This is a genomic window from Pimelobacter sp. 30-1, from assembly GCF_018831735.1.
GTDB lineage: Bacteria > Actinomycetota > Actinomycetes > Propionibacteriales > Nocardioidaceae > Nocardioides.
The window spans coordinates 24,389-50,520 of record NZ_NHTS01000007.1 but is presented as its reverse complement, the minus strand read 5'-3'; the positions used below and the strand labels follow the sequence as shown (position 1 = coordinate 50,520).

Annotated in this window: 25 protein-coding genes; 1 reads left to right on the top strand and 24 read right to left on the bottom strand. The window is 72.3% G+C overall.

The window, feature by feature from the left end; translation table 11 throughout:
• The 7 genes from CCO04_RS18905 to CCO04_RS18875 all read right to left on the bottom strand — a co-directional run bounded on the left by CCO04_RS18905 (window position 1) and on the right by CCO04_RS18875 (window position 8,536).
• Entirely contained in the window at window positions 1-1,020 is a 1,020-nt protein-coding gene (locus CCO04_RS18905) for a quinone-dependent dihydroorotate dehydrogenase (RefSeq protein ID WP_308281349.1), read from the bottom strand.
• Window positions 1,017-4,322: a carbamoyl-phosphate synthase large subunit gene (gene carB, locus CCO04_RS18900; protein ID WP_215815719.1), complete on the bottom strand. Its 3,306-nt coding sequence runs from the start codon at window positions 4,320-4,322 to the stop codon at window positions 1,017-1,019. Before carB ends, CCO04_RS18905 begins: the two co-directional genes overlap by 4 nt.
• Complete coding sequence (carA, locus tag CCO04_RS18895; RefSeq protein ID WP_215815718.1) at window positions 4,322-5,446, bottom strand: glutamine-hydrolyzing carbamoyl-phosphate synthase small subunit; 1,125 nt, start codon at window positions 5,444-5,446, stop codon at window positions 4,322-4,324. Before carA ends, carB begins: the two co-directional genes overlap by 1 nt.
• Complete coding sequence (locus CCO04_RS18890; RefSeq protein ID WP_215815717.1) at window positions 5,443-6,735, bottom strand: dihydroorotase; 1,293 nt, start codon at window positions 6,733-6,735, stop codon at window positions 5,443-5,445. The genes carA and CCO04_RS18890 overlap by 4 nt, the downstream gene beginning before the upstream one ends.
• Window positions 6,732-7,664 carry an aspartate carbamoyltransferase catalytic subunit gene (locus CCO04_RS18885; protein ID WP_215815716.1) on the bottom strand — a complete coding sequence of 311 codons (933 nt, stop codon included), beginning with the start codon at window positions 7,662-7,664 and terminating at the stop codon, window positions 6,732-6,734. The genes CCO04_RS18890 and CCO04_RS18885 overlap by 4 nt, the downstream gene beginning before the upstream one ends.
• Window positions 7,661-8,221 (bottom strand): bifunctional pyr operon transcriptional regulator/uracil phosphoribosyltransferase PyrR, encoded by a 561-nt coding sequence (gene pyrR / locus CCO04_RS18880; RefSeq protein WP_215815715.1) that lies wholly within the window; start codon window positions 8,219-8,221, stop codon window positions 7,661-7,663. Before pyrR ends, CCO04_RS18885 begins: the two co-directional genes overlap by 4 nt.
• Window positions 8,222-8,365: 144 nt before the next feature.
• Entirely contained in the window at window positions 8,366-8,536 is a 171-nt protein-coding gene (locus CCO04_RS18875) for a CsbD family protein (protein WP_215815714.1), read from the bottom strand.
• 144 nt (window positions 8,537-8,680) lie between these two features.
• Between CCO04_RS18875 and CCO04_RS18870 the strand changes: the two genes are divergently transcribed.
• Complete coding sequence (locus CCO04_RS18870; protein WP_215815713.1) at window positions 8,681-9,640, top strand: phosphatase PAP2 family protein; 960 nt, start codon at window positions 8,681-8,683, stop codon at window positions 9,638-9,640.
• Here CCO04_RS18870 and CCO04_RS18865 read toward each other — a convergent pair.
• The 17 genes from CCO04_RS18865 to CCO04_RS18785 form a co-directional block, all read right to left on the bottom strand.
• A complete protein-coding gene (locus CCO04_RS18865; protein ID WP_215815712.1) occupies window positions 9,633-11,018 on the bottom strand; it encodes an NAD(P)/FAD-dependent oxidoreductase in 1,386 nt (461 codons plus the stop codon). The two genes, CCO04_RS18870 and CCO04_RS18865, sit on opposite strands and share 8 nt — an antisense overlap.
• A gap of 28 nt (window positions 11,019-11,046) precedes the next feature.
• Window positions 11,047-11,454, bottom strand: a complete 408-nt coding sequence (nusB, locus tag CCO04_RS18860; protein WP_215815711.1) for a transcription antitermination factor NusB — start codon at window positions 11,452-11,454, stop codon at window positions 11,047-11,049.
• Window positions 11,455-11,619: 165 nt separating this feature from the next.
• Window positions 11,620-12,186, bottom strand: a complete 567-nt coding sequence (gene efp, locus CCO04_RS18855) for an elongation factor P (RefSeq protein ID WP_141799056.1) — start codon at window positions 12,184-12,186, stop codon at window positions 11,620-11,622.
• Window positions 12,187-12,248: 62 nt separating this feature from the next.
• The gene (locus CCO04_RS18850) at window positions 12,249-12,701 is read right to left on the bottom strand and encodes a type II 3-dehydroquinate dehydratase (protein ID WP_215815710.1); all 453 of its coding nucleotides are present in this window, start codon (window positions 12,699-12,701) and stop codon (window positions 12,249-12,251) included.
• Window positions 12,698-13,798 carry a 3-dehydroquinate synthase gene (aroB, locus tag CCO04_RS18845; protein WP_215815709.1) on the bottom strand — a complete coding sequence of 367 codons (1,101 nt, stop codon included), beginning with the start codon at window positions 13,796-13,798 and terminating at the stop codon, window positions 12,698-12,700. The genes CCO04_RS18850 and aroB overlap by 4 nt, the downstream gene beginning before the upstream one ends.
• On the bottom strand, window positions 13,795-14,283 hold the full coding sequence (locus CCO04_RS18840; protein ID WP_215816076.1) for a shikimate kinase: 489 nt from the start codon (window positions 14,281-14,283) through the stop codon (window positions 13,795-13,797). Before CCO04_RS18840 ends, aroB begins: the two co-directional genes overlap by 4 nt.
• 44 nt (window positions 14,284-14,327) lie before the next feature.
• Complete coding sequence (gene aroC / locus CCO04_RS18835) at window positions 14,328-15,506, bottom strand: chorismate synthase (RefSeq protein WP_215815708.1); 1,179 nt, start codon at window positions 15,504-15,506, stop codon at window positions 14,328-14,330.
• 24 nt (window positions 15,507-15,530) lie between these two features.
• Entirely contained in the window at window positions 15,531-16,229 is a 699-nt protein-coding gene (locus CCO04_RS18830) for a prepilin peptidase (protein WP_215815707.1), read from the bottom strand.
• Window positions 16,230-16,238: 9 nt separating this feature from the next.
• Window positions 16,239-17,042, bottom strand: a complete 804-nt coding sequence (locus CCO04_RS18825; RefSeq protein WP_215815706.1) for a shikimate dehydrogenase — start codon at window positions 17,040-17,042, stop codon at window positions 16,239-16,241.
• Complete coding sequence (gene mltG / locus CCO04_RS18820) at window positions 17,042-18,187, bottom strand: endolytic transglycosylase MltG (RefSeq protein WP_215815705.1); 1,146 nt, start codon at window positions 18,185-18,187, stop codon at window positions 17,042-17,044. The genes CCO04_RS18825 and mltG overlap by 1 nt, the downstream gene beginning before the upstream one ends.
• A complete protein-coding gene (ruvX, locus tag CCO04_RS18815) occupies window positions 18,180-18,650 on the bottom strand; it encodes a Holliday junction resolvase RuvX (protein WP_215815704.1) in 471 nt (156 codons plus the stop codon). Before ruvX ends, mltG begins: the two co-directional genes overlap by 8 nt.
• Window positions 18,647-21,343, bottom strand: coding sequence for an alanine--tRNA ligase (alaS, locus tag CCO04_RS18810; RefSeq protein WP_252373558.1), 2,697 nt, complete (start codon window positions 21,341-21,343; stop codon window positions 18,647-18,649). The genes ruvX and alaS overlap by 4 nt, the downstream gene beginning before the upstream one ends.
• Entirely contained in the window at window positions 21,340-21,660 is a 321-nt protein-coding gene (locus CCO04_RS18805; protein WP_215815703.1) for a DUF6167 family protein, read from the bottom strand. Before CCO04_RS18805 ends, alaS begins: the two co-directional genes overlap by 4 nt.
• On the bottom strand, window positions 21,657-22,199 hold the full coding sequence (locus tag CCO04_RS18800; protein ID WP_215815702.1) for a hypothetical protein: 543 nt from the start codon (window positions 22,197-22,199) through the stop codon (window positions 21,657-21,659). Before CCO04_RS18800 ends, CCO04_RS18805 begins: the two co-directional genes overlap by 4 nt.
• A 180-nt stretch (window positions 22,200-22,379) precedes the next feature.
• On the bottom strand, window positions 22,380-23,747 hold the full coding sequence (locus CCO04_RS18795) for a replication-associated recombination protein A (RefSeq protein WP_308281346.1): 1,368 nt from the start codon (window positions 23,745-23,747) through the stop codon (window positions 22,380-22,382).
• 75 nt (window positions 23,748-23,822) lie between these two features.
• Window positions 23,823-25,064, bottom strand: coding sequence for a dipeptide ABC transporter ATP-binding protein (locus CCO04_RS18790; RefSeq protein WP_215815701.1), 1,242 nt, complete (start codon window positions 25,062-25,064; stop codon window positions 23,823-23,825).
• Window positions 25,064-26,122 (bottom strand): ABC transporter ATP-binding protein, encoded by a 1,059-nt coding sequence (locus CCO04_RS18785; protein WP_215815700.1) that lies wholly within the window; start codon window positions 26,120-26,122, stop codon window positions 25,064-25,066. Before CCO04_RS18785 ends, CCO04_RS18790 begins: the two co-directional genes overlap by 1 nt.
• Between the last annotated feature and the right edge of the window lie 10 nt (window positions 26,123-26,132).

Genomic DNA, 26,132 nt, shown 5'->3' with positions numbered 1-26,132 from the left:
TCACAGCGCCTTGAGGATCTGTCGTGGCCACATCGGGCCACCGTAGATCAGAGCGCTGTAGGCCTGCACCAGGTCCGCGCCCGCGGCGACCCGCTCGGCAGCCTGCTCCGGGGTGCTGATCCCGCCGACGCCGATCAGGGTGAGCCGGTCGCCGACCCGGCCGCGCAGCAGCCTCATGACCTCGGTGGAGCGCTCGGTGAGGGGCGCACCGGACAGTCCCCCGGCGCCGACCTCGTCGACCTTGGCGGCCGGCGTGCGCAGGCCCTCGCGCGAGATCGTCGTGTTGGTCGCGATCACCCCGGCCAGGCCGAGGTCGAGCGCCATGTCGGCCACCGCGAGGACGTCGTCGTCGGAGAGGTCGGGCGCGATCTTGACCAGCAGCGGGATGGGCGCGGCCGTGACCTCGTCCGCCGTACGGCGCACGTGGCGCAGCAGGGGGGCGAGCTTCTCGACGGCCTGAAGGTTGCGCAGGCCCGGGGTGTTGGGCGAGCTCACGTTGACCACGAGATAGTCCGCGTGGGGGGCGAGCCGGCGGGTCGAGGTCTCGTAGTCGGTCTCGACGGCGGCCTGGTCGTCGTCGGGGACGACCTTCGACTTGCCGATGTTGACGCCGAGGACCAGGTCGCCGCGCCGGCGCTTGGCCAGGCGCGCGGCGACGACCGCGGAGCCGTCGTTGTTGAAGCCCATCCGGTTGACGATGGCCCGGTCCTCGGGCAGCCGGAACAGCCGAGGCTTGGGGTTGCCGGGCTGGGCGAGCGCGGTGACGGTGCCGATCTCGACGTGGCCGAAGCCGAACGCACCCATCCGGTCGTAGACCCGGGCGTTCTTGTCGAAGCCGGGCGCGAGACCGAGTCGGTTGGGGAAGGTCAGCCCCATCGCCTCGACCGGCGCGCGGCCGGGGATCGGGGCCCGGGAGAGCACCGGTCCCCCGGCCCGCAGCGCGTCGTAGGTCAGGTGGTGCGCCTTCTCGGCGTCCATCTTGACCAGGAGGTGCGCGAAGACCTTGTCGTAGAGCGTCACCGGGCGGCCTCGGCGGCGGCGTTCCACTCCTGGAGCGAGCGGACGCCGACCGAGCCGGCGCGGATCGCGGCGATGCCCTGGACGGCGGCGGCCAGGCCCTGGACCGTCGTGATGCACGGGGTGCCGGTGAGGACCGCCGACGAGCGGATCTCGTAGCCGTCGACCCGCGAGTCGCCCCCGCCGGTCGAGCCGTGCGGGGTGTTGACGATCAGGTCGATCTCGCCGTCGAGGATCATCTGCACGACCGTGGGCTCGCCGTCGGGGCCGGGGCCCTCGAAGTGCTTGCGGACGACGGTCGCCTGGATGCCGTTGCGGCGCAGCACCTCGGCGGTGCCCTGGGTCGCGAGGATCTCGAAGCCGTAGTCGACCAGCACCCGGGCCGGGAAGACCATCGTGCGCTTGTCGCGGTTGGCGATCGAGATGAAGACCTTGCCCGAGGTCGGCAGGGGGCCGTAGGCGGCCGCCTGGGACTTGCTGAACGCCGTACCGAAGTCGGCGTCGAAGCCCATCACCTCACCGGTCGACTTCATCTCCGGGCCGAGCACGGTGTCGACGAACTGGCCGTCCTTGGTGCGGAACCGGTTGAACGGCAGCACCGCCTCCTTGACCGCGATCGGCGCACCGGCGGGCAGCGAGCCGCCGTCGCCCTCGGCCGGGAGCCCGCCGTTGGCGCGCAGCTCGGCGATGGACTCTCCGAGCATCACCCGGGCCGCGGCCTTGGCGAGCTGGGTGCCGGTCGCCTTGGACACGAAGGGCACCGTGCGCGAGGCGCGGGGGTTGGCCTCGATCACGTAGAGCACGTCGGCGCCCAGCGCGAACTGGATGTTGATCAGGCCGCGCACGCCCACGCCCTTGGCGATCGCCTCGGTGGCCGCACGGATCCGGTCGATCTCGGCGTCGCCGAGGGTGATCGGCGGCAGCGCGCAGGAGGAGTCACCGGAGTGGATGCCGGCCTCCTCGATGTGCTCCATGACGCCGCCGAGGAAGAGGTCGGTGCCGTCGTAGAGCGCGTCGACGTCGATCTCGACGGCGTCGTCGATGAACCGGTCGACCAGGACCGGGCGGTCCGGGCTGATCTCGGTGGCCGCGTTGATGTAGGCCTCGAGCGCCTGGTCGCTGTAGACGATCTGCATGCCCCGCCCACCCAGCACGTACGACGGACGCACGAGCACCGGGTAGCCGATCGAGTGCGCGATCGCCTGGGCGTCCTCGTAGGACACCGCCGTGCCGTGCTTGGGCGCGACCAGACCGGCCTCGGCGAGCACCCGCCCGAAGGCACCGCGCTCCTCGGCCAGGTCGATCGCCTCGGGGCTGGTGCCGACGATCGGGACGCCGGCGTCCTGCAGGCCCTGCGCCAGGCCGAGCGGGGTCTGGCCGCCGAGGGTCGCGATGACGCCGGCGATCGGGCCGGCGGCCTTCTCGGCCTCGTAGATCTCGAGCACGTCCTCCAGCGTGAGCGGCTCGAAGTAGAGCCGGTCGGAGGTGTCGTAGTCGGTCGAGACGGTCTCGGGGTTGCAGTTGACCATGATCGTCTCGTAGCCGGCCTCGGCCAGCGCGAGGCTGGCGTGGACGCACGAGTAGTCGAACTCGATGCCCTGACCGATCCGGTTGGGCCCGGAGCCCAGGATGATCACGGCCTCCTTGCCCTCGGCGCGCGGCAGGACCTCGGTCTCCTCGTCGTAGGAGGAGTAGTAGTACGGCGTGGCCGCCGCGAACTCGGCCGCACAGGTGTCGACGGTCTTGAAGACCGGCCGGACACCGGTCGCGTGGCGCGCCGCGCGCACCTCGGCCTCGGTGACGCCGCGGATCTGGGCGACCTGGAGGTCGGAGAGCCCGTGCCGCTTGGCCAGGCGCAGCGTGCCGGCGTCGAGGTTCTCGGCGGCGGCGACCTTCTGGGCGATCTCGTCGATCAGGAACAGCTGGTCGACGAACCACGGGTCGATCTTGGTCGCGTCGTGGACCTCCTCCTGGGTCGCGCCGGCGCGGATCGCCTGCATGACCTCCTGGAGCCGGCCGTCGTGCGGGACCCGGGTGCCCTCGAGGAGCGCGGCCTTGTCGCCGAGCGGGGCGGACCAGTCGAACGGTGCGTGCTTGTTCTCGAGCGAGCGCAGCGCCTTGTTGAGCGACTCGCTGAAGCTGCGGCCGATCGCCATCGCCTCGCCCACGGACTTCATGTGGGTGGTCAGCGTCGGGTCGGCGGTCGGGAACTTCTCGAACGCGAACCGCGGGACCTTGACGACGACGTAGTCGAGGCTCGGCTCGAACGACGCCGGGGTCTCCTCGGTGATGTCGTTGGGGATCTCGTCGAGGGTGTAGCCGACCGCAACCTTGGCGGCGATCTTGGCGATCGGGAAGCCGGTCGCCTTGGAGGCCAGCGCCGAGGAGCGCGAGACGCGCGGGTTCATCTCGATGACGATGACCCGGCCGTCGGCGGGGTTCACGGCGTACTGGATGTTGCAGCCGCCGGTGTCGACGCCGACCTCGCGGATGATGCCGATGGCCAGGTCGCGCAGGTGCTGGTACTCACGGTCCGTCAGCGTCATCGCCGGGGCGACGGTGATCGAGTCGCCGGTGTGGACGCCCATCGGGTCGAAGTTCTCGATCGAGCAGATGATGACGACGTTGTCGGCCTTGTCGCGCATCACCTCCAGCTCGTACTCCTTCCAGCCGATGATCGACTCCTCGATCAGCACCTCGGTGGTGGGGCTGGCGGACAGGCCGGCGCCGGCGATGCGCTGGAGGTCGGCGGCGTCGTAGGCGATCCCGGAGCCGAGGCCGCCCATGGTGAACGACGGGCGGACCACGACCGGGAAGCCGAGCTCGCCGGCGGCCTTCTCGACCTCGTCCATCGAGTGGCACACGAACGAGCGGGCGACCTCGCCGCCGACCTTGTGCACGATGGCGTTGAACAGCTCGCGGTTCTCGCCGCGGTGGATCGCCTCGAAGCTGGCGCCGATCATCTCGACGTCGTACTTGGCCAGGACACCGCTCTCGTGCGCGGCGATCGCGGCGTTGAGCGCGGTCTGGCCGCCCAGCGTCGGCAGGATCGCGTCGGGGCGCTCCTTGGCGATGACCTTCTCGACGAACTCGGGGGTGATCGGCTCGACGTAGGTGGCGTCGGCGAACTCCGGGTCGGTCATGATCGTGGCCGGGTTGGAGTTGATGAGGATGACCCGCAGGCCCTCCTCCTTGAGCACCCGGCACGCCTGGGTGCCGGAGTAGTCGAACTCGCAGGCCTGGCCGATGACGATCGGGCCGGAGCCGATGACCAGGACGGACTTGATGTCTTCGCGCTTCGGCATCAGGCGTTCTCCTCCAGGAGCGTGGTGAAGCGGTCGAAGAGGTACGCCGCGTCGTGCGGGCCGGCAGCGGCCTCGGGGTGGTACTGGACGGAGAACGCCTTGAGCCTGCCGTCGGCATGCAGCTCGAGACCCTCGACGACGTCGTCGTTGAGGCAGACGTGGCTGACCGTGGCGGTGCCGTAGGGCGTCTCGGTGGGGGTGTCGCGCGGCGCGTCGACGGCGAACCCGTGGTTGTGCGCGGTGACCTCGACCTTGCGGGTGGTCAGGTCCATCACCGGCTGGTTGATGCCGCGGTGGCCGTACTTCAGCTTGTAGGTGCCGAAGCCGAGCGCCCGGCCGAAGAGCTGGTTGCCGAAGCAGATGCCGAAGTAGGGCAGCCCGCGCTCCAGCGCCTGCTGGAGCAGCGCGACCTGGCCGGTCGTGGCAGCCGGGTCGCCGGGGCCGTTGGAGAAGAACAGCCCGTCCGGCTGCACCGCGAGCACCTCGTCGATGCTCGCCGTGGCGGGCAGGACGTGCACCTCGATGCCGCGCTCGCTCATCCGCTGCGGGGTCATGTCCTTGATGCCGAGGTCGAGGGCGGCCACGGTGAACCGCTTCTCCCCCTGGGCCGGCACGACGTACGCCTCGCTGGTGGAGACCGCCTCGGACAGGTTCGCGCCGGCCATCTCGGCGGACGCCTTGACCTTGGCGAGCAGCACCTCGGGGTCGGTCTCGACCGTGGAGATGCCCACCCGCATGGCGCCGCGCTCGCGCAGGTGCCGGGTCAGCGCGCGGGTGTCGATGCCGGAGATGCCGACCACGCCCTGCGTCTTGAGCTCGTCGTCGAGCGAGCGGCGCGAGCGCCAGTTGCTGGGGATGCGGGCGGGCTCGCGCACGACGTACCCGGCGACCCAGATGCGCTTCGACTCCGGGTCCTCGTCGTTGACGCCGGTGTTGCCGATGTGCGGAGCGGTCATCACGACCACCTGGCGGTGGTACGACGGGTCGGTCAGCGTCTCCTGGTAGCCGGTCATGCCGGTGTTGAAGACGGCCTCGCCGAAGGTCTCCCCCTCGGCGCCGTAGGCCTCGCCGTGGAAGGTGCGGCCGTCCTCGAGGACGAGCAGCGCGGGCTGGGACAGGGTCATGCGAGGGCTCCTTCGAGCACCGTGGGCGCGCCCCGCAGCAGCGTGGCGACCACCCTTCCGGTGAGCTTGCGGTCGTGCCAGGGGTTGTTGCGGCTCAGCGAGACGCTGGCGGCGCGGTCGACGACGACCTGGGCGGCCGGGTCGACGAGGGTCAGGTTGGCGGGCTCGCCGACGGCGATCGGGCGGCCGTGGACGTCGTCCAGACCGGCGATCCGGGCCGGGTTGACGCTCATCACGCGGGCCAGGCCGGCCCAGTCGAGCAGGCCGTTCTCGACCATCACCGTGGTGACGACGGGCAGCGCCGTCTCGAGCCCGAGCATGCCGAACGCCGCGTCGACGAAGGCGTGCTCCTTGTCGTGGCGCGCGTGCGGCGCGTGGTCGGTGGCGACGGCGTCGATCGTGCCGTCGGCCAGGGCCGCGCGCAGCGCCTGGACGTCCTCGTCGGGGCGCAGCGGCGGGTTGACCTTGAACGTCGGGTCGTAGCCGGTGAGCAGGTCGGTGGTGAGCAGCAGGTGGTGCGGCGTGACCTCGGCGGTCACGTCGATCCCCTGGGCCTTGGCCCAGCGGATGACCTCGACGCTGCCGGCGGTGGAGACGTGCGCGACGTGGACCCGGCTGCCGGTGTGGCGGGCCAGCATCACGTCGCGGGCGACGATGATCTCCTCGGCGACGCCGGGCCAGCCGGGCAGGCCGAGCTGACCGGAGAGCTCGCCCTCGTGGCAGCACGCGGTGGGGCCGGCCAGCGACGGGTCCTGGCTGTGCTGGCTGACCACGCCGCCGAACGCCTTGACGTACTCCAGCGCCCGGCGCATCACGCGCGGGTCGTGGACGCACTTGCCGTCGTCGGAGAACACCCGCACCTTGGCCCGGCTGCGGGCCATCAGGCCGAGCTCGGCGAGCTCCTCGCCCGCGAGGCCCTTGGTGACCGCGCCGACCGGCTGGACGTCGACCAGGCCCGCGGCGCGGCCCAGGTCGTAGACCCGCTCGGCGGCCTCGGCGGTGTCGGTCACCGGGTGGGTGTTGGCCATGGCGAGGACGGCGGTGTAGCCGCCGACCGCGGCGGCGCGCGAGCCGGTGAGCACCGTCTCGGCGTCCTCGCGGCCGGGCTCGCGCAGGTGGGTGTGCAGGTCGACGAGGCCGGGCAGCAGGCGCAGTCCGCCGGCGTCGATGGTGCGGTCGGCCGCGGCCGTCACCGAGCCCAGCTCGGCGATGGTGCCGTCCTGGACCAGCACGTCGGTCGTGGTGCCGTCGGGCAGGGTGGCACCCTTGATCAGGGTCGAGGCGGTCACTTGGTCTCCTCCCCCGCCAGCAGGTGGTAGAGCACGGACATGCGGACGGCGACGCCGGCGGAGACCTGGTCGAGGACGACCGAGTCGAGCGCGTCGGCGGCGTCCGCGGAGATCTCCAGGCCACGGTTCATCGGGCCCGGGTGCAGGATCGGCGTCCCCGGCTTCAGCACGGCGAGGCGGTCGCGGGTCAGGCCGTAGCCGACCGTGTACTCGCGCGCGGTCGGGAAGAACCCGCCGCTCATCCGCTCGCGCTGGACGCGCAGCATCATCACCGCGTCGGCGTTGGGCAGCACCTCGTCCAGGTCGTACGACGTCGCGAAGCCCGCCGCCTTGGACCAGTCGCCCACGCCGGCCGGCATGAGCGTCGGCGGCGCGACCGCGGTGACGGTGGCGCCGAGCTTGGCCAGGCACTTGATGTTGCTGCGGAAGACCCGGCTGTGGGTCAGGTCGCCCACGATCGCGACGTGCTTGCCCTCGAGCGTGCCGAGCTTGCGGGTCAGCGTGTAGCCGTCGAGCAGCGCCTGCGTCGGGTGCTCGTGGGTGCCGTCGCCGGCGTTGATCACCGGGACGTCGATCCAGCGGCTGATCTGCTCGGCCGCACCGCTCGCGCCGTGGCGCACGACGAGACCGTCGATGCCCATCGCGGTGACGGTCAGCACGGTGTCGCGCAGGGACTCGCCCTTGCTCGCGCTGCTGCCCTTGGCGGACAGGTTGATGACGTCGGCGGAGAGCCACTTGCCGGCGATCTCGAAGCTCGACCGGGTGCGGGTGGAGTCCTCGAAGAACAGGTTGATCACGGTGCGCCCGCGCAGCGCGGGGAGCTTCTTGACCTCGCGCCGCTGCACGTCGTGCATCTCGGCGGCGGTGGTGAAGAGCTGCTCGATGTCGCCCGCGGCGAGGTCGTCGATGCTGAGGAGGTGGCGGTTCACTGGATGCGCACCTCGTCCTCGCCGTCGATCTCGACCAGCCCGAGGCTGACCCGCTCGCTGCGCGCCGTGGGCAGGTTCTTGCCCACGTGGTCGGCGCGGATCGGCAGCTCGCGGTGGCCGCGGTCGACCAGCACCGCGAGCCGGACGACGGCCGGGCGGCCCAGGTCCGAGAGCGCGTCGAGCGCGGCCCGGATCGTGCGGCCCGAGTAGAGCACGTCGTCGACCAGCACGACGGTCTTGCCGTCGACACCCCCGGCCGGCACCTGCGTGCGGTGCGGCGTACGGGTGGGGTGGGAGCGGAGGTCGTCGCGGTACATCGTGACGTCGAGCTCGCCGGTGGCGACCGTCGTCCCCTCGACCTCGGCGATGTTCGCCGCGATCCGGTGGGCCAGCGGCACGCCCCGGGTGTGGAGCCCGAGAAGCAAGAGATCCTCGGCGCCCTTGTTGCGCTCGAGGATCTCGTGGGAAATGCGGATCAGCGCCCGGTGGATGTCGCCGGCGTCGAGGACGACGCGGCCGGTGCTCGCGGGCTTCTCCGGAGTCTGCTGTGCAGGCAAGACTGACGGAACCTCCTTCTCCGCCTCACAGGACGGCTCGTTAAAGGATGTTGCTGCGGAGCACTCTACCGACTCCGGCCCCGCCGCTGGGAACCGGGACCGGCGTGGCTCGCGCCACGCCGGAGCCCGGCCCTCAGGCGTCGCTCACTTGAAGGCGTCCTTCACCTTCTCGCCGGCCTGCTTGAGGCTGCCCTTGAGCTTGTCGGCCTTGCCCTCGGCCTCGAGGTCCTCGTCGCCGGTGGCCTTGCCGAGCGCCTCCTTGGCCTTGCCGGTCGTCTCCTCGGCCTGGTTCTTGATCTTGTCGTCGAGACCCATGGTGGTCCGCTCCTTCGGTATCGGGTGGGCGATGCCGCGGCGTGCGCGGCCGTCTCCCCCAGGTACCCCGCACCCGCGCCCCGATCCGGGCCCGTCGCCATCGGTGAGCGAGGTCACCGGCTAACCTCCCTCCCGGAGGTCATGATGACGGGCGGTGAAGCGGAGGCGGTTCGCACGGACCTGCCGCGCCTCGACCTCGTCCGCGTGCTGGGCGCCCTCGCGTTCGTCGCGGGCCTGGTCGTCTACATGCAGGTCAACGGCCTGCCTCGGCAGGGCTACCAGGTGGTGGTCATCCTGTGGCTGGCCACGGTCGCCTGGGACGTACGGCGCCCGGTGCGCGAGCACCTCGCGTTCCTCCGCGACTGGTGGCCGCCGTTCGTGGTGCTGCTGTTCTACCTCTACAGCCGCGGCGTCTCCGACGACCTCGGCATCTTCAGCGTGCACTTCACCGAGCCGATCGAGGCCGACCGCTGGCTCTTCGGCGGGACGCTGCCGACGCAGTTCCTCCAGGAGCACCTGTGCGGCGTACCGTGCCGCCAGTCGCTGCCCCCGCGCTGGTACGACGTCGTGCTCACCACCGTCTACTACTCCCACTTCTTCGCCGCGCTCGCCATCGGCGCGGTGCTGTGGAAGCGCAAGCGCGACGAGTGGATCTACTTCATGAGGCGCTACCTCGTGATCATCTCGCTGTCGGTGGTCTGCTACGTCCTCTACCCGATGGCGCCGCCGTGGATGGCTGCCCGCGACGGCTACCTCACCGACGACGTCGCCCGGATCACCGGCCGCGGCTGGTTCGACCTGACCGCGTCGGCGGGCAGCACGACCACCGCGCACCAGAACGTCTCCAGCATCGGCAACCAGGTCGCGGCGATGCCCTCGCTGCACTCCGCGCTGGCGATCTTCATCGCCTGCTGGGTGATCGCGCGCTACCGCCACCCCTGGCGCTGGACGGTGCTGCTCTACCCCGTCCTCATGCTGTTCTCGCTCGTCTACTACGCCGAGCACTACGTCATCGACGAGATCGCCGGCGCCCTGCTCGTCGTCGCCGTGATGGCCGGCTGGGCCTGGTGGGACCGGCGGCGCAAGCGCACCTCGGTCAGCTGAGGTCGCCGAGCGCCGTCTCGATCGCGCGGTGGAACGTCGGGTAGGCGAAGTGCATCCCGCGCAGCGTCGCCAGCGGCACCTGCGCGTGGATCGCGGTGACGAGCATCCCGATGACCTCCCCGCCGGACGGCCCGACCGCGGTGGCACCGACGAGGATCTCGCGGTCGAGGTCGGCGACGACCTTGATGATGCCGTCGTTGCCGACCTTGTGGATCCAGCCGCGGCTCGACTCGGGCAGCGGCGCGAGCCCCACCCCGACCCGGAGCCCCGCGTCACGGGCCTGCTGCTCGGTCATGCCGACCGAGCCGACCTCGGGGTCGGTGAAGGTCGCGCGCGAGACGGCGCGGTAGTCGGCGCGTGGCTTGCCGTCGTCGGTGAGCACGCGGATGACGATGCCGGCCTGGTACATCGACATGTGCGTGAAGGCGCCCTTGCCGGTGATGTCGCCGATCGCCCAGAGCCCCTGGGTGCCCTTGACCCGCATCCGCTTGGTGACCTCGAGGACCCGCGCCGCGGGGTCGAGGCCGACGGTGTCGAGGCCCACGTCGCCGAGGTTGGTACGACGGCCCGCGGCCACCAGCAGCGCGTCGGCACCGACCGACGTACCGTCGGCGAGGCCGATGCTGAAGGCGCCCTCGTGGGCGACCGCGGTGACCCCGACGCCGGTGCGGACGGTGACGCCCTCGGCCTCCAGCGCCGCCCGCACGACCGCGCTGGCCTCGGGCTCCTCGGGCCCCAGGATCCGGTCGAACGCCTCGATCACGCTCACCTCGACGCCGAACCGGGCGAACGCCTGGGCAAGCTCGCAGCCGATCGCCCCACCGCCGAGCACGGCCAGGCTGGCGGGCAGCTCGCGCACGCGCACGGCGTCCCGGTTGGTCCAGTACGGCGTGTCCGCCAGCCCCGGGATCGGCGGCACCGCCGGCTCGGTGCCGGTGTTGAGCACGACGCCGCGCCGCGCGGTGAGCGCGACCTCGCCGTCGGCGGTGGTGACCACGACCCGCCCGGGACCGGCCAGCCGCCCGTGCCCGCGCACGAACCGGGCACCGGCGCTCTCGAGCCGCTCGACCGCGACCTGGTCGTCCCAGTCGTCGGTGGCCTCGTCCCGGATCCGGTCGGCGACCGTCGTCCAGTCCGCGGAGACCTCGGTGGCGCCGCCGAGCGCCGGGACCCGCCGGGCCTCGGCGAGCGCGTCGGCCGCCCGGATCATCATCTTCGACGGGATGCACCCGAAGTAGGGGCACTCCCCGCCGACGAGGCGCCGGTCGACGCCGACCACCTCGAGTCCGGCGCGGGCGAGCGAGGCGGCGACGTGCTCGCCGCCCGGCCCGAGCCCGATGACGACGACGTCGACCTCAACCTCAGTGGTGTCCGGCATGCCGTTCAGCCTGGCACGCCCGGGCGCCTCAGACCAGGGACGACTTCTTGCGCTGGATCGCGCCGAGCACGCCGTTGACGAACGCCGGCGACTCGTCGGTCGACAGCTCGCGCACGAGCGTCATCGCCTCGGTGACCGCGACCGTGTCGGGCACGTCATCGGCCCAGAGCAGCTCCCAGACACCGATCCGGAGCACGTTGCGGTCGACCGCGGGCATCCGGGTCAGGCTCCAGTCGGTGGAGAACTCCTCGAGCACCTCGTCGATGCGCGCCTGGTGCTCGGAGACACCGCGCACGAGCACGGCGGTGTAGGGGTTCGCGGGGGCCTCGCCCTCCGCGGTGACGCGCGCGAGCGCCTCGACGCCCGACTCGCCGCGCAGGTCCGCGGCGTAGAGGACGTCGAGGGCGCGCTTGCGGGCCTTGGTCCGGGCTCCCATCAGTGGTCACCTCCGATCGCACGGTGAGGGTGGCCCGTGCCTCGGGTGCGTGCATCGCAAGGCGGCGGCGCGACGGCGTGCCGGACGGCACGTCGAACGTCGCCAACGCAGCGAGGTGCGTGCCCGAGGTGCGGGCCACGCGCCGTGCGGTCGGAGGTGACCACTTCAGCCCTTCACACGGCTCAGGTAGGAGCCACCCTCGCGGGTGTCGACCTTGATCTTCTCGCCCTGCTCGATGAAGAGCGGCACCTGGATCTCGGCGCCGGTCTCGAGGGTGGCGGGCTTGGTCCGGCCGGTGGCCGAGTCGCCCACGACGCCGGGCTCGGTGTAGGAGACGAGCAGCTCGACCGAGGCGGGCATCTCGATGAAGAGGACGCGGCCCTCGTTGGTGGCCAGGATGACCTCCTGGTTCTCCAGGAGGAAGCCCGCGGCGGTGCCGACGATGGCCGGGTCGACCTCGAGCTGGTCGTAGTCCTGGACGTCCATGAAGACGAAGTTGGTGCCGTCGTTGTAGAGGTACTGGAACGAGCGGCGGTCGACCGTGGCGGTCTCGACCTTGGTGCCGGCGTTGAAGGTCTTGTCGACGTTCTTGCCCGACTCCACGTGCTTGAGCTTGGTGCGGACGAACGCGGGACCCTTGCCGGGCTTCACGTGCTGGAACTCGACCACCTGCCAGAGCTGGCCCTCCAGGTTCAGCACCATGCCGTTCTTGAGGTCGTTCGTCGTTGCCATGCGTCAGCCTTCTGTTGAGGTGTCCAAGAGCGTGAGGCCCACACCGGGGCCGACGGACAATCCTACTGGGCAGGGGCGGCCGCGATGAATTCCAGCGCCTGCCGGTAGCCGTCGATGCCCTCGCCCTCGATCACCTTGGCCGCGTGCGGGGTGACCACGGAGGTGTGCCGGAACTCCTCGGGACGCTTCGACGGGGCGCTGATGTGGACCTCGACGAGGGGCGCCGTGAGCTGGGCGCAGGCGTCGTAGAGGGCGTAGGAGTAGTGGGTCCACGCGGCGGCGTTGAGCACGACCGGCCAGCCGAGGTCGGCCGCGTCGTTGAGCCAGTCGAGCAGCTCGCCCTCGTGGTTGGTCTGCTGGAAGCGCACCGCGAGGCCGCGCTCGTGGCCCCAGCCGACGCACAGCCGGCCGAGCTCGGCGAGCGTGGTGGTGCCGTAGATCTCGGGCTGGCGCTTGCCGAGGCGGTTGAGGTTGGGGCCGTTGAGGACGAAGACGTCCCGGGGCGCGCCGCTCACGCCGCACCGCCCGAGATCGCGGCGTACGCCGCGCGCAGGTCGTCCTCGGAGGGTCCGGCCAGGACGACCGGCTCGGCCAGGTCGGCCAGGACCACGAAGCGCAGCTGGTTGCCGCGGGACTTCTTGTCCACCCGCATGGTCGCCAGCAGGGTCTCGAAGTCGGCGCCGTCCCACGAGGTCGGCAGCCCGACCCGCCCGAAGGCCGCGCGGTGGCGCGCGACGAGCTCGGCGGGCAGCGAGCCGGCGCGGGCGGCGAGCTCGGCGACGTAGACGCAGCCGATCGCCACGGCCTCGCCGTGCCGGATGGAGTAGTCGGTCGCCTTCTCGATGGCGTGGGCCAGGGTGTGGCCGTAGTTGAGCGCCTCACGGCCCGGGTGCCCGCCCGCGCCGCCGGTCTCGCGCAGGTCGCCGGCCACGACGTCGGCCTTGACCTGGATCGCGCGCTCGACGAGCTCGCGCAGCACCGGGGAGTCGGCGGTGAGCGCGGCCGGGTCGGCGGTCTCGACGAGCTCGAGGATGCGGGGGTCGGCGATGAAGCCGCACTTGACGACCTCGCCGAGGCCCGCGACCAGCTCCGCCCGCGGGAGCGTGGCGAGCAGGGCCAGGTCGCACAGGACGCCGGCCGGCTCGTGGAAGGAGCCGACCAGGTTCTTGCCGGCCGGGGTGTTGATGCCGGTCTTGCCGCCGACGGCGGCGTCGACCATGGCGAGCAGCGTCGTCGGCACGTGGACGACGGCCACCCCGCGCAGCCAGGTGGCCGCGACGAAGCCGCCGAGGTCGGTGGTGGCCCCGCCGCCGAGCGTGACGACGGCGTCGGAGCGGGTGAACCCGTCCTCGCCGAGCGCCTCCCAGCACGCGGCGGCGACCTCCCAGTTCTTCGCCTCCTCGCCGTCGGGGACCTGGAGGACGACGACGTCGAGACCCTCCAGCAGCTCGGCGAAGGGCTCCAGGAGGTCCTCGAGCGACTCGGGGCAGATGATCGCGACGCGCTGGACGCCGTCGGGCAGCAGCCCGCGCAGGCGGTCGAGCACGCCGTGGCCCACCACGACGTCGTACGGCGACGCGGTGGCGACGTGGAGGACGGTGGGTGCGGTCACGAGGGCTCTCCCTGGGTCGCGATGGCGGTGACGATCTCGGCGGCGACCTCGGCGGGTCCGCGGCCGTCGGTCTCGACGGTGAACCGGGCGACGCCCTCGTAGACGGGCGTGCGCTCGTCGAGGAGCTGCTTGACCCGGGCCCGGACGTTGCCGAGCAGCAGCGGGCGCCCGGTGCCGAGCCCGACCCGCTTGACCGCGTCGCTCAGGCCGACGCGGAGGAAGACGACGGGGTGCGCGGCCAGCAGCGCCCGGGTGCCGGGGTCGAGGACCGCTCCCCCGCCCAGCGACAGCACGCCGTCGTGGTCGGTCAGGGCCGCGGCCACGGCCTCGCGCTCCAGTGCCCGGAACGCCGCCTCGCCGTCCTCGACGAAGATGTCCTGCACGCACTTGCCGGCGCGCTCCTCGACGATCGCGTCGCTGTCGGCGAAGCCGACGCCGAGGCGCTCGGCCACGATCCGGCCCACGGTGGTCTTGCCGGCGCCCATGGTGCCGACCAGGACCACCCGCGGACCCTGCGCGCCGGGACCGGTCACTTGAACCGGAGCGTGTCGAGGTAGGACTGCACGTTGCGGCGGGTCTCCTGCACGGAGTCGCCGCCGAACTTCTCCAGCACCGCGTCGGCCAGCACGAGCGCCACCATCGCCTCGGCGACGATGCCGGCGGCCGGGACCGCGCAGACGTCGGAGCGCTGGTGGTGCGCGACGGCCTCCTCGCCGGTGGCGAGGTCGACGGTGCGCAGCGCGCGCGGGACGGTCGCGATCGGCTTCATCGCCGCACGGACGCGGAGGATCTCACCGGTCGTCATGCCACCCTCGGTGCCGCCGGAGCGACCCGAGACCCGGCGCAGGCCGTCCTCGGTCGTGACGATCTCGTCGTGCGCGAGCGAGCCCGGGGTCGCGGCGAGCTCGAAGCCGTCGCCGACCTCGACGCCCTTGATCGCCTGGATGCCCATGAGCGCACCGGCCAGGCGCGCGTCGAGGCGCCGGTCCCAGTGCACGTGGGAGCCCAGGCCCGGCGGGAGGCCGTGGACGACGACCTCGACGACGCCGCCGAGGGTGTCGCCGTCCTTGTGGGCCTGGTCGATCCGCTCGACCATCTGCTTCGAGCCGTCGGCGTCGAGGCACCGGACCGGGTCGGCGTCGAGGCGCGCGACGTCGTCCGGGGTGGGGAGGTCGCGGGACGGCGTGCGGACGCCGCCGATCTCGAGGACATGGCTGACGATGCGCGCACCGGTGGCCTGCTCCAGGAAGTTGCTGGCCACCCGGCCGAGCGCGACACGGGCCGCCGTCTCGCGCGCGGAAGCGCGCTCGAGGATCGGGCGGGCGTCGTCGAAGTCGTACTTCTGCATGCCGGCCAGGTCGGCGTGCCCCGGACGCGGCCGGGTCAGCGGCGCGTTGCGCGCCTGCTTGTCGAGCACCTCGGCGTCGACCGGGTCGGCGGCCATGACCGTCTCCCACTTGGGCCACTCGGTGTTGCCGACCTGGATCGCGACCGGACCGCCCTGCGAGCGCCCGTGCCGGATGCCACCGGTGACGGTGACCTCGTCGGCCTCGAACTTCATCCGCGCGCCGCGGCCGTAGCCGAGACGACGGCGGGCCAGGGCATCGGAGATGTCGTCGGTCGTGACCTCGACGTGGGCCGGCAGGCCCTCGAGGATCGCGACCAGGGAGGGGCCGTGGGACTCCCCCGCGGTCAGCCAGCGCAACATGGGAGCAAGTCTCCCATGCGTCACTCAGGCACTCAGGACCTGTCCCACCACGACCGCCAGCAGGGCGCCGAGCACGAGGAACGGGCCGTACGGCACCCGGCGCCGGATCATCGTGCCGCTGCGGCGCATCGGCACCATCCCCAGCACGCCCAGCACCGCGGCGGCGAGCACCGACACGAGCAGGACGCCCGGGCCGAAGGGGCCGAGCGCGAGGCCGAGGAGCGCGCCGAGGCGGACGTCGCCGCCGGCCATCGCCCGCGGGCTGAGCAGCCGCATCAGGCCGTAGTAGCCGCCGAGCGCGACCAGGCCGCCGCCCGCCCACAGCACCACGCCGATGTCGGTCACCGCAGCGCTGGCCACGGCGACGAGCACCGCGACGACCAGCCCGGCCGCCCGGATCAGCCGGGTCGGCAGGTACCAGGTCACGTAGTCGATCACCGTCAGCGCGCAGCAGACCGGCACCAGCGGTAGCAGCCAGAGCAGGGCCCAGCTCCAGCCGAGGACGAGCCCCAGGACGCCTCCGGCGACGGCACAGGCCGCCGCCGAGCGGACCGCGAGCCCGGGCCGGGCCGCGAGCTCGGCGAACGGCACGTGGTCGGGGTAGTCCTCGGGGTTCTCGGCCGGGTCGTGCTCGGGCTCGGGGCACCACGCGACCAGCCGCGGGACGACGAGGCCGCCGAGCGCGCCGACGAGGGCGCAGACCAGCGCCGGGAGCAGCTCCATGCGGGGAACCTACCGGGCGGCGAGCGCCTGCTCGCCCGCCGAACGCATGGCGTCGAGTGGTCCGTCGTGACCAGTGTACATCGCGAACTGCAGCACCGCCTGGTGCACGAGCAGGTCGAGCCCGGTGACGAGCGGCTGGCCGCGCTGGGCCGCGGCGGCGGCCAGCGGCGTGGGCCACGGGTCGTAGACGACCTCGAAGACGACCGCGGCGGCGGCCGTGGCGGCCACCAGGACCTCGCTCTGGGCGGCGGCGGGCACGGTCGAGACGACGACCTCGCCGATGATCCCGCCCCCCTCGATCGGTACGACGTCCACCTCGAGGCCCGGGTGCCGCTCCAGCGCCGCGACGGTCTCGGCCGCCCGGGCCCGGTCGCGGGCCAGGAGCCGGACCGTGCAGGCCCCGAGCTCGGCGAGCGCGAGGCCCGTGGAGGCCGCGGTCGCGCCGGCGCCGACGATGGTCGCGGCGCCGACCGGGCCGTCGTACCGCTCGCGGATGGCGGCCATCGCGCCCGGTAGGTCGGTGTTGTCGGCCGCCCAGCCGGCCTCGGTGCGCACCAGCGTGTTGGCGCCGCCCGCCAGCTCGGCCCGGGCGCTGACCGTGTCGGCGAGGTCGAGCGCCTCGCGCTTGAGCGGCGCGGTCACCGACAGGCCGCGCCACTCCGGTCCGAGCCCGGCGACGAACCCGGCCAGCCCACCCGCCGGGACCTGGACGGCGTCGTAGGACGCGTCCAGGCCGAGCGCGGCGTACCCCGCCCGGTGCAGGACCGGGGACAGGGAGTGGGCGATCGGGTCACCGACGACGGCGCAGCGCATCAGCAGGCGTCGGAGGTCCGGCAGTACTCGCGCAGCCGCTCGGTCGCCGCGTTGTGCTCGGCGAGGGTCGTCGAGAACACCGTCTCGCCGGTCTTGAGGTTGACCACGACCCAGAACAGCCACGGCCCGTCGGCCGGGTGCAGCGCCGCGTTCATCGTCTCCTCGCCCGGGTTGCCGATCGGTCCCGGGGGCAGGCCCTCGTGGGCGTAGGTGTTGTACGGCGAGTCGATGTCGCGCTGCTGGGAGGTGGTCCAGACCTCGCCGGAGAGCCCGTTCGCGTAGGCGACCGTCGCGTCCGACTGCAGGCGCATGCCGTCGTCGAGGCGGTTGTAGATCGCGCGCGCCACCTTGGGGTAGTCCTGGGTCCGGTTGGCCTCGAACTCCAGGATGCTCGCCACCGTGAGCACCTCGTGCGCGGTGAGCCCGAGCTTCTGGGCCTGGGCGTCGAGGTCGAGGCTGGAGGCGGTCGTCTTCCACTTCTCGACCATGCCCGCCAGGATCGTCTGGGGCGTGTCGACCGGTGTCACGACGTAGGTCGCCGGGAACAGGTAGCCCTCGGGGTTGCCACCGGCGGACTCGGGCAGGCCGAGCGCCGCGGGGTCGGCGAGGACCTTGCGGTACTGCTTCGCGGTGAACTCGGTGTTCTTGGCGAGGATCTTGACGATGTCGTCGAGGCGCTTGCCCTCGGGGATCGTCACCGTCTCGCGGGCCATCTTGGACGGGTCGACGAGGATCTCGACGACGTCGGAGGCCTTCATCTTCTTCTTGAGCAGGTAGGTGCCGGCCTGGATGGCGGTGGAGCGGTCGTTGTCGGCCGCGGCGTCGACGAAGGCGTCGGCCGAGGCGACCACGTCGAGCTTCTCCAGCTCGTCGCCCATCGAGCGCACCGACTGACCGGGGTCGATGACGAGGATGACCTCGCCGGTGCCGGGGCCGGAGTAGTCGTCGGGCCCGGCGAGCAGGTTCTTGACGTCGGCGATCGCGCCGCGGGCGAACCAGGCGATGATCGCGCAGAAGAGCACCACGACCAGGAGCATCGGAAGGCAGCCCGAGCGCCGCTTCTTGGCGCGGCGGCGGCCACCCGGCGCCGTCGAGACCGGACCGTCGCCCTCGGGGGTCATGTCCGGCAGGACCGACTCAGTCATGCGTCTCCTCGTCCATCGGGGTCACGAGCTCCCCGGGGGGTGTCCCCGTGGCACGCTCGGCGTCCAGCGCCTGCTGCAGGATGACGACGGCCGCGACCTGGTCGACCACGGCACGACGCTTCGCACCCTTGCGCTGGTCGCGCAGCATAGCCTCCGCGGTCACCGTGGTGAGGCGCTCGTCGACCAGGCGCACCGGCACCGGGGCGATCCGGCGCGCCAGCCGCTGGGCGAAGTCACGGGTCTTCGCGGCGGCCGGGCCCTCGCCCCCGGACAGGGAGCGGGGCAGTCCCATCACCACCTCGAACGCGTTCTCCTCGGTGAGGAGCCGGTGGATCCGGCGCAGGTCGCCCTGGCCGCGCCGCACCGTCTCGACGGGGGTGGCGAGGACGCCGGACGGGTCGCTGCGCGCGACACCGATCCGGGCGTCCCCGGGGTCCACGCCGAGGCGGACGCCGTGCCTCACGCCGATGCGACCGCCGCGGTCACGGCGGCGAGCGCCTCGTCGATGCGGGACACGTCGGTGCCGCCGCCCTGGGCCAGGTCGGCCTTGCCGCCGCCCTTGCCGTCGAGGAAGGGCGCCGCCGCGCGGACCAGGTCGCCGGCCGCGAGGCCGCGGGCCTGGGCCGCGTCGTTGAGCGCGGCCACCACGGCGGCCTTGCCGTCGGCCGCGCCGATCAGGACGACGGCCGCGGGCGTGTCGGCGCCGAGCCGGGCCCGGACGTCGGTGGCCAGCGTGCGCACGTCGCCGCCGGCCGCCCCGTCGAGGCGCTGGGCGACGAGCCGGATGCCGTTGACGTCGACGGCACCGCCGGCGAGCCCCGCACCGCCGGCGAGCAGCTGCTGGAGACGGATCTTCTCGATCTCCTTCTCCGACTGCTTGAGCCGCTCGACCAGGTCGCCGACCCGCCCGACGAGGTCGTCGGGCTGGGTCTTGAGGAGCGTGGAGAGCTGGCCCACCACGTCGCGCTCGCGGGCGAGGTAGGAGAAGCCCTCGACGCCGGTGAGCGCCTCGATGCGGCGGTTGCCGGAGCCGACCGACGCCTCGCCGGTGACCACGATCGTGCCGACCTGGCTGGAGTGCTCGACGTGCGTGCCTCCGCACAGCTCGCGCGACCACGGGCCGCCGATCTCGACGACGCGGACCTTCTGGTCGTCGTACGTCTCGCCGAAGAGGGCGAGCGCACCCCAGTCCTTGGCCTCACCGAGGGTCATGTACTCCCAGCCGACGGGCAGGTCCGCGCGCAGCGCGTTGTTGGCGACCTGCTCGATGTCGTGGACCTGCTCGGGCGAGAGGGCGTTGAGCCAGCCGAAGTCGAGGCGCAGGTAGCCGGGGCGGTTGTAGGAGCCCGACTGCAGCGCCGTGGGCCCGAGCACCTCGCGCAGCGCCGCGTGGATGATGTGCGTGCCCGAGTGGGCCTGGCGCGCGCCGGTACGCCACTGCGGGTCGACCTGGGCGTGCAGCTCGCGCGCGTCGGCGGGCAGCTCGCCCTCGACCACGCGGACCTGGTGGACGACGAGGCCGCGCACCGGGCGCTGGACGTCGAGCACCTCGAGCTTGCCGCCGGCGAACTCGATGATGCCGGCGTCGGCTACCTGACCACCGGACTCGGCGTAGAACGGCGTCCGGTCGAGGACCAGCTCGCCGATCTCACCGGTCGCCAGCGATCCGACCGCCGCACCCTCGCGCAGCAGCGCGAGCGGACGCGACTCGGTCTCGAGCGTCTCGTACGCCAGCCACTCGGTGGGGCCGTTGGCGTCGAGGATGTCGCGGTAGACGCCCGTGTCGGCGTGGTGGCCCTTCTTGGACTTGGCGTCGGCCTTGGCCCGCGCCCGCTGCTCGCTCATCAGCTCGCGGAAGCCGGGCTCGTCGACGCTGAGGCCGGCCTCGGAGGCCATCTCGAGCGTGAGGTCGATCGGGAAGCCGTAGGTGTCGTGCAGCGCGAACGCCTTGTCGCCGGAGATCGTGGTGGCGCCGGCCTTCTTCACCTCGCCCGCGGCCAGGTCGAAGATCTGGGTGCCGGCCTGGAGCGTCTTGCGGAACGCGTCCTCCTCGGCGTAGGCGACCTGGGCGATCCGGTCCCAGCCGGAGACCAGCTCGGGGTAGCTCTCCCCCATCTTGTCGCGCGAGATCGGCAGCAGCTCGGGCAGCGCCCGGTCCTGGTAGCCGAGCAGGCGCATGTTGCGCACCGCGCGGCGCAGCAGCCGGCGCAGGACGTAGCCGCGGCCCTCGTTGCCGGGGGTGACGCCGTCGCCGATGAGCATGAGCGAGCTGCGCACGTGGTCGGCGACCACGCGGAAGCGCACGTCGTCGAGGTGGGCGTCGGCGCCGGTGGCGCCGTACTTCTTGCCGGAGAGCTCCATGGCCTTCTCGATGACCGGGAAGACGGAGTCGATCTCGTAGAGGTTCTGCTTGCCCTGGAGCAGGTAGGCGACGCGCTCGAGGCCCATGCCGGTGTCGATGTTCTTGCTCGGCAGGGGCCCGGCGATGTCGAAGTCGTCCTTGGCCCGGACGGCGCTGAGTTCCTCCTGCATGAAGACCAGGTTCCAGATCTCGAGGAACCGGTCCTCGTCGGCGTCGGGCCCGCCGTCGGGGCCGTACTCGGGGCCGCGGTCGATGTAGATCTCGCTGCAGGGACCGCCGGGACCGGGCACGCCCATGTTCCAGTAGTTGTCCTTGAGCCCGCGGGGCTGGATCCGCTCGTCGGGCAGACCGGCGATGCTCTTCCAGAGCTGGCGCGCCTCGTCGTCCTCGGGCAGCACCGTCACCCAGATCTTGTCCGGCTCGAAGCCGAGGCCGCCGGAGGCCTGGTCGCCCGTGATGAGCTCCCAGGCGTACTGGATGGCGCCTTCCTTGAAGTAGTCGCCGAAGGAGAAGTTGCCGTTCATCTGGAAGAACGTGCCGTGCCGGGTGGTCTTGCCGACCTCCTCGATGTCGAGGGTCCGCACGCACTTCTGCACGCTGGTGGCGCGCTGGTAGGGCGGGGTCTCCTGGCCGAGGAAGTAGGGCTTGAACGGCACCATGCCGGCGTTGACGAAGAGCAGGTTCGGGTCGTCCAGCAGCAGCGAGGCCGACGGTACGACGGTGTGGCCGCGCCCCTCGAAGTGGGCGAGGAACCGGTTGCGGATCTCCGCGCTGCTCAAGTACCGGTCGCTCATCGGGTGCCTTCCGTGTCGGGGGCGGCCGGGTCGGCCGTCGTGGTGGTGCGGGTTGCGAGCTGACGGCGGGTGCCGTCCTCGGGTGCGGAGAGCCGGGCTGGGCCGGCGTCCGCGGCGTCGAAGCGCTGACGCAGGTGGATCTCGGCCTCGGCCTGGCCGCGGGCGACCTCCTCGCGGAACATGCGCGCGCCGACGAAGGCCGCGCCGATCCGGTCGCGCATGCCGTCGGGGGTGAACGCCTCGGCGAGCCGCCGCACGCGGACCACGCCGTAGACACCGGCCGCGGCGCCCACGGTGAACCAGAGACCCGACTTCACGAGGGCACCTCCACGCTCGCGCGCTGGCGGGCCTCGAGGTCGCGGCGGGCCTGCTTGAGCAGGGTGCGGCGCTCCTTGCGGGAGCGCTTGACCTCACGCTTCATCTCGAACCGGATCCGGTTGCGGACCTCGGGCGAGAGCGCCCGGCGCAGGCCGGCGGCCAGCGCGGCGGTCTTGATGACGCTCTCGCGCAGCACGATGTCGGCGAACATCGGCGCCGGGACGACGCGCGCGGGGACCCGCGGGCCGTGCTCGGTGCCGAGGTCGGTGATGACGTACTCGCGGTCGTCGACGACCGCCACGGGGCTGCGCTCGCGGCGGCTGGTCGCCGCCTGCTGGGCGCGCAGCTCGTCCTCGATGCCGCTGAGCTGCTCGCGCAGCGCCTCGGCGTCGTGGGCGGCGGCGGCGAGCAGCGCGTCGGTGTGGCTCCGCGCTCGTCGTACGGACCGGACGAGGGTCGCCACGACCACCACGAGGGCCAGCAGGCCCACGAGGGTCACGACGGCCATCCAGGCCGGGACGGCGAGCTCGTTGGTCACGACGTGCAAGCCTAGTGGTTGCGTCCATAAGTTGTTCGTCGGCGACCCGTGCTCGGGGTGCGTGCCTGGCAAGGCGGCGGTGCGGAGTCGTACCGGATCGTCCGCCGAGCGCCGCCAACGCCGCCAGGTGCGTGCCCCGGGCGCGGGGCGCTCGAAGAACTTGTGGACGCGACCACCGGGCTACTTCCCACGGATGATCCGGCGTACCCGCTCCCACCGCTGCTTGACCGCCGCCTCGGCGCCGAGCTCGGTCGGGCGGTAGTAGCGGGCGTCGAGGACGACGTCCGGCGCGTACTGCTGCTCGGCGACGCCGAACGGCGCGTCGTGGCTGTAGATGTAGCCGACCCCGTGGCCCAGGTCGCGGGCACCCGAGTAGTGCGCGTCGCGCAGGTGGGGCGGCACCGCGCCGATCTTGCCGGCCCGCACGTCCGAGGTCGCCTCGCCGATGGCCGTGGTCACGGCGTTGGACTTGGGCGCGACGGCCAGCGCGATCGTCGCGTGGGCCAGCGTGAGCCGCCCCTCGGGCAGCCCGATCATCTGCACGACCTGGGCCGCGGCCGCCGCGGTCTGGATCGCCGTGGGATCGGCGAGCCCGATGTCCTCGCTGGCGCTGATCATCAGCCGCCGCGCGATGAACCGCGGGTCCTCCCCCGCCTCGAGCATCCGCGCCAGGTAGTGCAGCGCCGCATCGGCGTCCGAGCCCCGGATCGACTTGATGAACGCGCTCACCACGTCGTAGTGCTGGTCGCCGTCGCGGTCGTAGCGCACCGCCGCCTGGTCGGCCGCCGTCTCGGCCGTCGCCACGTCGATGACGTCGGAGCCCTGGGACGTCGCCGCCCCCGCCGCCGCCTCGAGGTAGGTCAGCGAGCGCCGCGCGTCTCCCCCGGCCAGCCGCACGATGTGCGCCCGCGCCTCCTCGTCGAGCGTCAGCTCGCCCCCGAGCCCCCGCTCGTCGGCCACCGCCCGGTCGAGCACCTCGGCGATGTCGTCGTCGGTCAGCGGCTGGAGCCGCAGCAGCAGGCTGCGCGAGAGCAGCGGCGAGATCACGCTGAACGACGGGTTCTCGGTGGTCGCCGCCACCAGCGTCACCCACCGGTTCTCGACCCCCGGCAGCAGCGCGTCCTGCTGCGCCTTGCTGAACCGGTGCACCTCGTCGACGAAGAGGACGGTCTCCTCCCCCGTCGCGACCAGCTCGCGGCGCGCCTGGTCGATCGCCGCCCGCACCTCCTTGACCCCCGCCGAGACCGCCGAGACCTCGACGAACCGCCGCCCCGTCTGCTGGCTCACGATCGAGGCGATCGTCGTCTTGCCCGTCCCCGGCGGCCCCCACAGCAGCAAGGACAGCGACTTGTCACCGTCGACGAGCTGACGCAACGGCGACCCGGGCGCCCGCAGCTGGGACTGCCCCACGAGCTCGTCGAGCCCCCGCGGCCGCATCCGGACCGCCAGCGGCGCCGCGGCGTGGGTGGAGTCGCTCAGCGAGCCTCCGGTCCGCCCCGAGGGCGCGCCGGAGCCCGGGGTGTCGAAGAGCTGGGGGTCGTCGTCCACGGAAATGACTCTAGGCCGTGCCGCCGACGCCTCCGGACGGGGGCGAGGTGGGCGGCACGGCCCAGATCAGGTCGCTCAGGCGCGACCGATCGACTTGTTGTCGAGGTCGAACCACGTGTCGGCGTACCCGGGCTGCTCGACCAGGTCCGTGCTCGGGCTGGCGCCCGGGTCGGGGCGGCCCTCGGCGTCGACGCCGAGCAGGCCCGAGGTGAACGGCTCGCGGGGCGCCTCGCCGAGGCGGCCCGGGAAGTGGCAGGCGACCTTGTGCTGGCGGCCGATCTGGAGCAGCGGCGGCTCGTGCCGGGCGCAGATCTCCTGGGCGATCGGGCAGCGGGTGCGGAACCGGCAGCCCGAGGGCGGGTCGATCGGGCTCGGTACGTCGCCCTGGAGCCGGATCCGCTCGCGCCGGCCCCCGGTCGCCGCCTGCTTCACGTCCGGTACGGCGGACAGCAGGGCCTGCGTGTAGGGGTGGTGCGCGTTGTTGTAGATCGACTCCCGGTCACCGATCTCGACGATCTTGCCGAGGTACATCACCGCGACCTCGGGGCAGAAGTGCCGGACGATCGCGAGGTCGTGGGCGATGAAGAGGAACGCCACGCCGAACTCGTTCTGGATGTCCTGGAGCAGGTTGATGACCTGGGCCTGGATCGAGACGTCGAGCGCGGAGACCGGCTCGTCGGCGACGAGCAGCTTGGGCTGCAGGGTCAGCGCGCGGGCGATGCCGATGCGCTGGCGCTGGCCGCCGGAGAACTCGTGCGGGTAGCGGTTGTAGTGCTCTGGGTTGAGCCCGACGATCTCGAGCAGCTCCTGGACCCGGGGCAGGATCTTGTCCTTGGGCACGATCTTGTGGATCGCCAGCGGGGCGCCGACGATCGAGCCGACCGTGTGCCGCGGGTTCAGCGAGGTGTAGGGGTCCTGGAAGATCATCTGGATCTCCCGGCGCAGGTCCTTCAACCCGTTGGGCTTGGTCTTCGCGATGTCCTTGCCCTCGAACCGGATCGCGCCCGAGGTCGGGTTGTAGAGCCGGGTGATCAGGCGACCGGTGGTCGACTTGCCGCAGCCGGACTCGCCCACGAGGCCCAGCGAGCTGCGGGCGCCGACCTGGAACGAGACGCCGTCGACGGCCTGGACGTGCCCGACGGTACGGCGGAACAGGCCCGGCGTGCGCACCGGGAAGTGCATGCGCAGCTGGTCGACCTCGAGGATCGGCTTCGCGTCCTTCGGGGCGACGGCGGCCGCGTGGCCGACCGGCTGCACCACGACGCTCTCGTCGGCAGGGCCCTCGGTCACGGCCTCGGCGCCGGTGTCGTTGCTCATCACAGCTCCTTGGCCAGGTCCGGCGCGATCTCCGGCAGCACCTCGACCTGGTAGATCGAGTCCGGGTCGGGCAGGTGGCAGCGCTTGAGGTGGTGCTCGCCCCGGACACCGGGCACGAGCTCGGGAAGGACCGTCCGGCACAGGTCGCCGGGGACCTTGTCGCGGTGCGGGCAGCGCGGGTGGAAGGCGCAGCCGGACGGCGGGTTGAGCAGGCTGGGCGGGCTGCCCGGGATCGGCACGAGGCGCGCCTCGGTGTCACCCGCGACGTCCGGCACGCTGGACAGGAGGCCCCAGGTGTAGGGCATCTCCGGGTGCGTGAGGATCTCCTTGCACTGGCCGTACTCGACCGCGCGGCCGGCGTACATCACCAGGACGTCGTCGGCCATCTCGGCGACGACACCCAGGTCGTGGGTGATGATGATGATCGCCGAGTTGAACTCGCGCTGGAGGTCCTGGAGCAGGTCGAGGATCTGCGCCTGGACGGTGACGTCGAGGGCCGTCGTCGGCTCGTCGGCGATGAGCAGACCGGGGTCGTTGATCAGGCCCATCGCGATCATCGCGCGCTGCCGCATGCCGCCCGAGAACTGGTGCGGGTAGTCGCTGACGCGCTTGTCCGGGTTGGGGATGCCGACCCGGTCGAGCATCTCGACGGCACGGGCGAGCGCGACCTTCTTCGACACCTTGTGGTGCACCCGGTAGGCCTCCATCAGCTGGTTGCCCACCGTGTAGTACGGGTGCATCGCCGACAGCGGGTCCTGGAAGATCATCGAGACCTCGCGGCCGCGCATCTTCCGCATCTCCTCGTGGCTGAGGTCGAGCAGGTTGGTGCCGCCCAGGAGGATCTCGCCGCTGACCTTGGCGTTGGTGCCGCGGTGCAGGCCGAGGATCGCCGAGCTCGACACGGACTTGCCCGAGCCGGACTCACCGACGATGCCGATGGTCTTGCCCTGCTCGAGGTCGAACGTCAGGCCGTCGGTGGCCTTGACGATGCCGTCGCTCGTCGGGAAGTGCACCTTCAGGTCGCGGACCGACAGGTACGGGGTGGACTCAGTGCTCACGGGTGGCCTC

Excerpts from the sequence above, each read along its gene's own strand:
- CCO04_RS18790 (WP_215815701.1), bottom strand. The coding sequence starts at position 25,064 with ATGAGCAACGACACCGGCGCCGAGGCCGTGACCGAGGGCCCTGCCGAC.
- CCO04_RS18875 (WP_215815714.1), bottom strand. The coding sequence starts at position 8,536 with ATGGGTCTCGACGACAAGATCAAGAACCAGGCCGAGGAGACGACCGGC.
- efp (WP_141799056.1), bottom strand. The coding sequence starts at position 12,186 with ATGGCAACGACGAACGACCTCAAGAACGGCATGGTGCTGAACCTGGAG.
- mltG (WP_215815705.1), bottom strand. The coding sequence starts at position 18,187 with ATGACTGAGTCGGTCCTGCCGGACATGACCCCCGAGGGCGACGGTCCG.
- CCO04_RS18830 (WP_215815707.1), bottom strand. The coding sequence starts at position 16,229 with ATGGAGCTGCTCCCGGCGCTGGTCTGCGCCCTCGTCGGCGCGCTCGGC.
- CCO04_RS18825 (WP_215815706.1), bottom strand. The coding sequence starts at position 17,042 with ATGCGCTGCGCCGTCGTCGGTGACCCGATCGCCCACTCCCTGTCCCCG.
- CCO04_RS18865 (WP_215815712.1), bottom strand. The coding sequence starts at position 11,018 with ATGCCGGACACCACTGAGGTTGAGGTCGACGTCGTCGTCATCGGGCTC.
- carA (WP_215815718.1), bottom strand. The coding sequence starts at position 5,446 with ATGACCCTGTCCCAGCCCGCGCTGCTCGTCCTCGAGGACGGCCGCACC.
- carB (WP_215815719.1), bottom strand. The coding sequence starts at position 4,322 with ATGCCGAAGCGCGAAGACATCAAGTCCGTCCTGGTCATCGGCTCCGGC.
- alaS (WP_252373558.1), bottom strand. The coding sequence starts at position 21,343 with ATGAGCGACCGGTACTTGAGCAGCGCGGAGATCCGCAACCGGTTCCTC.
- aroC (WP_215815708.1), bottom strand. The coding sequence starts at position 15,506 with ATGTTGCGCTGGCTGACCGCGGGGGAGTCCCACGGCCCCTCCCTGGTC.
- CCO04_RS18840 (WP_215816076.1), bottom strand. The coding sequence starts at position 14,283 with ATGGGCGCCGGCAAGACCACCGTGGGCCGGATCGTGGCCGAGCGCCTC.
- CCO04_RS18870 (WP_215815713.1), top strand. The coding sequence starts at position 8,681 with ATGACGGGCGGTGAAGCGGAGGCGGTTCGCACGGACCTGCCGCGCCTC.
- nusB (WP_215815711.1), bottom strand. The coding sequence starts at position 11,454 with ATGGGAGCCCGGACCAAGGCCCGCAAGCGCGCCCTCGACGTCCTCTAC.